The 7,187-nt window shown below is 64.2% G+C and carries 6 protein-coding genes; 3 read left to right on the top strand and 3 right to left on the bottom strand.

Going from position 1 to position 7,187, the window contains the following annotated elements; all coding sequences use genetic code 11:
* The first annotated feature begins 187 nt into the window (after positions 1-187).
* A complete protein-coding gene (locus VFO93_RS08685) occupies positions 188-2,155 on the top strand; it encodes a rhamnogalacturonan lyase (RefSeq protein ID WP_325133969.1) in 1,968 nt (655 codons plus the stop codon).
* A 149-nt stretch (positions 2,156-2,304) separates the two neighbouring features.
* Complete coding sequence (locus tag VFO93_RS08680) at positions 2,305-2,856, top strand: DUF4442 domain-containing protein (protein ID WP_325133968.1); 552 nt, start codon at positions 2,305-2,307, stop codon at positions 2,854-2,856.
* Here the strand turns inward: VFO93_RS08680 and VFO93_RS08675 are convergent.
* The 3 genes from VFO93_RS08675 to VFO93_RS08665 all read right to left on the bottom strand — a co-directional run bounded on the left by VFO93_RS08675 (position 2,818) and on the right by VFO93_RS08665 (position 5,869).
* On the bottom strand, positions 2,818-3,123 hold the full coding sequence (locus tag VFO93_RS08675; protein ID WP_325133967.1) for a hypothetical protein: 306 nt from the start codon (positions 3,121-3,123) through the stop codon (positions 2,818-2,820). The genes VFO93_RS08680 and VFO93_RS08675 overlap by 39 nt on opposite strands.
* Before the next feature lie 65 nt (positions 3,124-3,188).
* Positions 3,189-4,769 (bottom strand): diadenylate cyclase, encoded by a 1,581-nt coding sequence (locus VFO93_RS08670; protein WP_325133966.1) that lies wholly within the window; start codon positions 4,767-4,769, stop codon positions 3,189-3,191.
* Positions 4,770-5,017: 248 nt separating this feature from the next.
* Positions 5,018-5,869, bottom strand: coding sequence for an energy transducer TonB (locus tag VFO93_RS08665; RefSeq protein WP_325133965.1), 852 nt, complete (start codon positions 5,867-5,869; stop codon positions 5,018-5,020).
* 211 nt (positions 5,870-6,080) lie between these two features.
* Here VFO93_RS08665 and VFO93_RS08660 point away from each other — a divergent pair, with 211 nt between their 5' ends.
* The gene (locus VFO93_RS08660) at positions 6,081-7,043 is read left to right on the top strand and encodes a bestrophin family protein (protein ID WP_325133964.1); all 963 of its coding nucleotides are present in this window, start codon (positions 6,081-6,083) and stop codon (positions 7,041-7,043) included.
* Positions 7,044-7,187: the final 144 nt, after the last annotated feature.

The raw sequence follows: 7,187 nt of genomic DNA, 5'->3' as shown, positions 1-7,187 counted from the left end.
GGCTCCCCGGGGGCCAGCCGCTTCTTCGGGGCTTAGTTTGATGAAGTTTCCCGCAGAGTTTCGCAGGGTTAAACCGCAGGGTTTGGCAGGGTTCTCATTAGAAAGAAAAGCTCTGCGGAACCCTGCGGGAAAAATAGCCCGGTTTGACTGGGCGCAAGTCCTGAGCTAATTAAATAAGCTGCCTATTATGCCCTCTCGTTTTCCCCTGTTTCTACTAGCAGCCGGGCTGCCGCTACTGGCCGGCCTCCGTAGTTCGGCCCCGGTCGGTGCCCCCATTGCCCAGCCCGAGCGCCTGGGCCGGGGCGTGGTCGCCATTGCCCAGCCCGATGGTAAAGTATTTATAAGCTGGCGCTTGCTGGCTAGCGACCCGCCCGGCGTGACCTTCGACGTGTATAGCTTTCTGGAGTCTGACGCATTTATCAAGCTGAATAGTAAGCCGATTGCTGGCGGTACCAACTGGGTTGATGCGTCAGGCGCGGGGAAACACTATGTGGTGCGCGTAAGCGGCGTTTCCCCCAGTAGCGGCGCAACGTATGAAGCTTCGGCTACAGGCAAAGTTTGGGCCGACGGCTACCTGCGCGTGCCCTTACAGCCGCCGCCCGGCGGCACCGTGGGCATCGGCCCCGAGGCCAGCCCTTACACCTACACCGCCAACGATGCCTCGGCCGCCGACCTCGACGGCGACGGCCAGTACGAAATCGTGCTGAAGTGGGAGCCCACCAACGCCCGCGACAACGGCTCCAACGGCCTCACCGGCCCGGTGCTGCTCGATGCCTACCGGCTCGATGGCACCCGGCTCTGGCGCATCGACCTGGGCCGGAATATCCGGGCCGGGGCGCACTACATGCAGTTTATGGCCTACGACCTCGACGGCGACGGCCAGGCCGAAGTAGCCTGCAAAACGGCCGACGGCACCGTGGATGGCCAGGGCCGAACCCTGGGCGACGCCACCAAAGACTACCGCAGCCTTGCCACGCCCACCGATGGCCTGCCCGTGCCCGGCCCCCGCGACGCCAAGTACGGCCGCATCCTGGCCGGGCCGGAGTTTCTCACGGTGTTCAGCGGGCGCACCGGCGCGGCGCTGGCCAGCGTGCCCTACCAGCCCGCGCGCGGCAGCCTCGGCGGCTGGGGCGGCATCGGGGGCAATGGCGGCAACGACCAATACGGCAACCGCGCCGACCGCTTTCTGGCCGCTGTGGCCTACCTCGATGGCCAACACCCTAGCCTCGTGATGTGCCGCGGCTACTACGGCCGCACCGTGCTCGCCGCCTGGGACTGGCGTGCCGGCCAGCTCACCTCGCGCTGGGTTTTTGACTCGCAAGATGGCAAAAACCCCTTCTCGGGCATGGGCAACCACGGCCTGAGCGTGAACGACGTGGACGGCGACGGCCGCGACGAAATCGTGTACGGCGCGATGGTGGTCGATGACAACGGCCAGGGCCTCTACAGCACCGGCCTGCGCCACGGCGATGCCCTGCACGTGAGCGACTTCGACCCCGCCCGCCCCGGCCTGGAAGCCTGGGGCGTGCATGAAAACGAGGAGAAAGTAGCCGGCTACGAAAACGGCCCCGGCGCGGCCCTCTACGCCGCCGGCACCGGCAAAATCCTCTTCATCGAGCTGCCCGGCCAGGACGTGGGCCGCGGCCTAGCCGCCGACATCGACCCGCGCCACCCCGGCGCCGAGCTGTGGACCAACGTGGCCGAGCTGGGCCTGCTAAGCTGCCAGGGCGAGCGCATCGGCCCCGCGCCGCGCTCCGTCAACTTTGGCCTGTGGTGGGACGGCGACCTGCTGCGCGAATTGCTCACCGACACCCGCGTGGAGAAGTGGGACTACCAGGCCGGCCAGCTCACCCGGCTGCTCGACGGCAAAGCCTTCGGCGCGGCCTCCTGCAACGGCACCAAGGCCACGCCCTGCCTCACGGCTGACCTGCTCGGCGACTGGCGCGAGGAGGTAGTGTGGCGCACCGCCGACAATACGGCCCTGCTCATCTTCAGCACCACCATACCGACCGCGCACCGCCTGCCCACCCTCATGCAGGACCGCGCCTACCGCCTCGGCGTAGCCCGCGAAAACGTGGGCTACAACCAGCCGCCGCATCCCGGCTACTTCCTGGGCGAAGGCATGGTGCTGCCCTTCGGTAGCACTACGCCGTAGGGTAGACGGTGGGTGTAGAGACGCAATATTTTGCGTCTTGCGTCTGGTTACGTGACCTAACGTAAGACGCAAAATATTGCGTCTCTACACCCCGCGGAACCCTGCGCCTCACCCTGCGAAACCCTGCGGGAAATACTTCTTCAAAAGCCATGTCCCCCGCCCAGGAAACCTTCCGCCGCCAGGTGCTGCACCCGTTGAAGCTGCGGCTGTACCTGCTGCGCCGGCTGCCGCTGGCGTGGCTGGCCGGGCTGCGGCTCGTGGCTCTTACGCCCGAGGCCGCTAGCGTCACCATTCGCTATAAATATCTCACCCAAAACCCCTTCCGCAGCATCTACTTCGCGGCGCTGGCGATGGCGGCCGAACTGGCCAGCGGTATTCAGGCCATGCTGCACACGCAGGGCGGCGGCCCGGTGGCCATGCTGGTGGTAGGCCTGCAAGCCGAGTTCACCAAGAAAGCCGTGGGCCTCATCACCTTCACCTGCCCCGATGGCGCGGCCATTGCCGCCGCCGTGGCCGACAGCCGCGCCACCGGTGAGGGCCGCACAGTGGTAGGCACCAGTACGGGCCGCGATGCGGCGGGCGACGTGGTGGCCGTGTTTCGGGTCACGTGGTCGTTTAAGGCGAAGGGGGTAGTAGCCATGCTACTTTCTGCTGCTAAAGTCTCAGTATTCGCAGTAGAAAACCCGTTCAATGCCAAGTGAGCGCTTTATTTCCCTGCCGGTAATGTGATATATAACCTGGTCAGCAGTGACGTAAGAAATGATGTAGCCGGCTTTTATGCTGCCAAGTGTCACGTTGACAAACATCATGGTTTCTTCCTCATCGGGATGAGGAACTAACATATAGTCATAGTAGGCAGGAAAATTGGCGTTGGCGTTGTTTGCCTCGTTCATTTTCCTGAATACCGCGCCTTTAGTGAAAAGACGTTCATCGCTAATGTCTTCGATAGCGATTAGAGACTTTAGCATGAATAGGCTATTTGTACTGAGCTAGTTGCATTGCTTGTGACCTGCATCAGGCCGGGTTGCCTCAACTACCCCCGGCTTTCGGCCAGGCTTTCCTTGGTCATCACGTCCACCATACCGTCTTCGCTCACCACCACTACCAGGGTCGGGAAGTCGGAGCTTTCGACGTAGCGGATGGCCGAGTTGTAGCGCGCGCCGCGGGTGCTGTTGCCGTGGCCACTGCTGGCTTTGCCATCCAGTATCACGCCGATGGAGTAGCAGTAGCCCTGCGGGTCGAGTAGCACGGCCCCGTCGATGGCCGTGACGAGCTGCGTGATGGTGGGCGTGAGCAGCACCGGCTCGATGAGCGTGCATTGCAGCTTAAGGCGGTCGGCCTCGGCCAGTGCCTCGGTGCTGATGACGAGCAGCGTGCCCTTGGCCTGGTGGCTGGCTTCGAGCACTACCTGCCACAGCCGCTCGAACTGCTCGGCCTTGGGCACGCCGAAGGTGCGCTTGTACTCGCGCTTGAAGGCCAGGCGGTTGAGGCGGGGGCGGGCCAGGCCGGGCAGGCCGTAGCGGCAGCGGGCCAGGGTGTGGCCGGCGTGGCTCAGCTCCCAGGTGTAGTAGGTGAGGAAGTGGAAGGCAAACAGGTCTTCGCGCTCGGCCTCGTACTGGCCCACCTGGCGGCCCAGGGCGTACACCTTGTCGGCATCGGCCAGCAGGTGGATGCTGGGCGTGGTCATTTCGAGCAGCTTGCGCACGGCCCGGTAGTCGGTGAGGTCGACGGGGCAGGTGAGGGCAAATACCTCCTCGATGTTAGGGTGGCCGCGGCGGGCCAGCAGCAGGCAGCCCACGCCCTCAGCCCCCTCATAGCGGAGGCTCGAAATGGTATTGATGATGTAAAACAGCCGCTCGGCCCCCGGCCCGGTGCTGCTGCCCCAGTCGAGGCGCTCGCCGCTGCTCCAGTCGGCCGAGCCCACGGCCACGGCGGGCGCATCGAGCAGGCTGCGGCCAGCGGCGCGCAGCAGCTCCTCGGTGTCGCGGGGGCGGTAGAGCAGGCCCGCGCCGGGCTCGGGCTCGCTGAGGGCCTTCACGGTTTCTTCGTTGAAGCGCGCCATCGCAGCGGCCAGCAGCGAGTGGGGCAGGGGGCGGCCGTCGGTGTAGGCCCGGTCGGGCAGCAGGGCGGGGTAGGCGCGCAGCGGCTTGTGCTGCAACCGCAGAATGGTGCACACGAAGTAGCCATTCAGCAAGATGGGCCAGGTGCAGAAGTACTCATAGTCGGTTTCTTCTGCCAGCTCGGCCAGCACCGGCTCCAGGGCCAGGCGCACGCCCTTGCGCACCAGGCGCTCGCGCAGGTCGTTGGGGTCGATGGTATCGTCGAGCGGCGTAGAGGGCATGGGTATCTGGCCCAGCAGCATCATTTGGCGGCCGCGCTCGGCCACGTCGGCCAGCGGCTCGGTGGGCAGCTCGGTGCCCTCGGGGCCTACCTCCTGCACGATGGGCAGGCTACTATCGGCTGGCAGCCCCAGCACCTGCACGTAGGGCTGCAGTTCATCGTCGAGGGCCGTAAACAGCGCCTGCGCAATGGCCTGCATGGCATTGCGGTAGCGCCGCTCGTGCGGCCAGATGCTGGAAACGACGGGAACGGTAGCGACTTCGAGGTAAGACATGGGGCAGGAAAAAGGGCTTCTTCTCTAAACAGACGAAGAAGCCCGGCAGTTATTTCAGCAGCTGGCAGGGTAGGGGCGGGGGAGAGGCCACACCCGCCCGTCATGCTGAGCGGAGCGCAGCGCAGTCGAAGCATCTCTATCGGTGAACTAACCTTTTTCGTCAGCAACGGCGCGGTAGAGATGCTTCGGCTGCGCTGCGCTCCGCTCAGCATGACGGGTGTAGCCTTGCCTGCCAACAGCCAGAAGCCCTACAACTGAAACAGCACCGGCAGCGCCATTTTTTGCTTTATCGGCTTGCCCTGGTACATGGCCGGCTCCCACTTGGGCGCGGCCTTGATGAGGCGAATGGCTTCCTCATCGAGCCCCGAGCCGTGCTTTTTGGGCACCCGCACGTCGGTGAGCGAGCCGTCGGGCTGCACCATAAACTCGACCAGTACCTTGCCCTGCATCTTGCGCTTGCGGGCCAGGTCGGGGTACTTCAGGTTGTCGGCTATCCAGGTGAAAAAGGCGGTAGTACCGCCCACCGGCTGCGCGCCCTTTTCGGGCCGGATGATGCTGGCCCCGCTGGCCGTGGTGCCGATAACCGAACTCGTGCCGGGCGCGGCGGCCACCGCGCCGGGCGGCAGCGGCTGGCCGGGCTTGGCGCTGCCGGCGGCGGGCACTTCTACTACCTCGCCCGAGCCCTCGGCCAGCACAAAGCTCACGGGCACGGTCACGCGCTGGCGCACCACCTTGCCTTTGTGGTGGGCGGGCGTCCACTTGGGGGCCGCTTTTATCACGCGGATGGCCTCAGCGTCGAGCAGCGGCGCGATGGGCTGCTTGACCTCAACCTCGCCGATGCCGCCACTTTTTTCGACCACAAACGTCACCATCACGGTGCCTTCCTGCTTGGCCTGCATGGCAGCGGTGGGGTATTTCTGATGGCTGGCCAGGTAGTCGGCGTAGCCCTGCGGGCCGCCCTTGGGCACGGCCGGCTGCTCCACGGCGTCGTACACGCGGCTGTTGTCGTCGGTGGGATACTTGAGCTTGGCGGGTTTCTGGGCCAGGGTAGGGGTAGCGGCAGCCAGCAAGAAGGCGGAAATGAATAGCGGGAATCGCATATGAAGGAAAAATGAAAATAGCTAAGTGGTGGCGCTGTGCGAATTAGACCGTAAAGAACGAAAAGCGGCCGCATACCTGCGCCCACGGCGTGGCTTAGGTAGCTTATTTTGTGTCTGTGGCCGCCGCAACTGCGTAGTTATCCAAAACGTTACCTTGCGGGCTTTGGTGCCGGCGGCCCGCTACGAGCAAGTATCCTACCCATTCTACTACATGCATATTGAAGAAAACCTCCGCCCGTCGTTTATCTGGCGGAAATACGGCTGGCGGCCCCTGCTGGTGTTTGCCGTGTACGACGGCCTGATTGGCTTTATGTACGGGCCGCTCGATTTTCACTGGCTCGATATTCCGTGGCAGCCGGTGGCCACGCTGGGCACGGCGGTGGCTTTCTACATCGGCTTCAAGAGCAATGCCTCCTACGCCCGCTTCTGGGAGGCGCGGCAGCTGTGGGGCGCGGTCGTGAACTCGTCGCGCACGTGGTCGGGCCGGGTCATCGACTTTGTGCGGACGCCCGACGATAACTTCCACATCGACAGCGCCGAGCTGGCCGCCCACCGCCGGCTCGTGTACCGGCACATTGCCTGGGTCAATGCCCTGCGCCTGCACCTGCGCCGCCAAACCGCCGAGCTCTGGCAAACCGACGTGGTGCCCTTCCTGCTCGACCCTACCGACCACGCGCTGGGCAAAACCAACAACCCGCCCGCGCAGCTCATCCTCGCGCAGGGCAACGACATGCGCCAGCTCAGCTACGATGGCATGCTGACCGAGTTCCGGGAAGTGTCGATGGCCGAAACCCTGCGCGAGCTCAACAACCACCAGGGTGCCTGCGAGCGCATCAAAAACACGCCGTTTCCGCGCCAGTATGCGTTTTTCAGCTACGTCTTCGTGGTGGTGTTCGCGCTGTTGCTGCCGCTGGGCCTGGTCGAGGAGTTTGATAGCCGGGTGGCGCTCGGCCCCTACCACGTGTGGCTGATGGTGCCCTTCGCCACGCTCGTGAGCTGGGTATTCCACACCATCGAAAAGGTGGGCCACAACAGCGAAAACCCCTTCGAAAACCAGGAAAACGACGTGTCGATGTCGGCCATCTGCCGCAGCATCGAAATCGACCTGCGCCAGATGCTGGGCGAAACGGAGGTGCCCAAGCCCGTGCAGCCGGTCGAGGACGTGCTGTACTAGCGTGTCACCCTACCCCCGGCCCCTCCCCTCCGGGAGAGGGGAGCCTTTTGTAAGCTATTAGCTTCTGGCTATTAGCTGTTAGCCTTTGTGCTGAAAAAGCTAGTAGCTGGCAGCTAAAGGCCAATAGCTCAACGAAACGCTCCC

Origin of the sequence: Hymenobacter sp., from assembly GCF_035709525.1 — a bacterium.
Classification (GTDB): Bacteria; Bacteroidota; Bacteroidia; order Cytophagales; family Hymenobacteraceae; genus Hymenobacter.
The sequence above is the reverse complement of the archived record's forward strand: the minus strand, read 5'-3'. Positions and strand labels throughout refer to the sequence as shown.

Excerpts from the sequence above, each read along its gene's own strand:
- VFO93_RS08675 (WP_325133967.1), bottom strand. The coding sequence starts at position 3,123 with ATGCTAAAGTCTCTAATCGCTATCGAAGACATTAGCGATGAACGTCTT.
- VFO93_RS08685 (WP_325133969.1), top strand. The coding sequence starts at position 188 with ATGCCCTCTCGTTTTCCCCTGTTTCTACTAGCAGCCGGGCTGCCGCTA.
- VFO93_RS08680 (WP_325133968.1), top strand. The coding sequence starts at position 2,305 with ATGTCCCCCGCCCAGGAAACCTTCCGCCGCCAGGTGCTGCACCCGTTG.
- VFO93_RS08665 (WP_325133965.1), bottom strand. The coding sequence starts at position 5,869 with ATGCGATTCCCGCTATTCATTTCCGCCTTCTTGCTGGCTGCCGCTACC.
- VFO93_RS08670 (WP_325133966.1), bottom strand. The coding sequence starts at position 4,769 with ATGTCTTACCTCGAAGTCGCTACCGTTCCCGTCGTTTCCAGCATCTGG.
- VFO93_RS08660 (WP_325133964.1), top strand. The coding sequence starts at position 6,081 with ATGCATATTGAAGAAAACCTCCGCCCGTCGTTTATCTGGCGGAAATAC.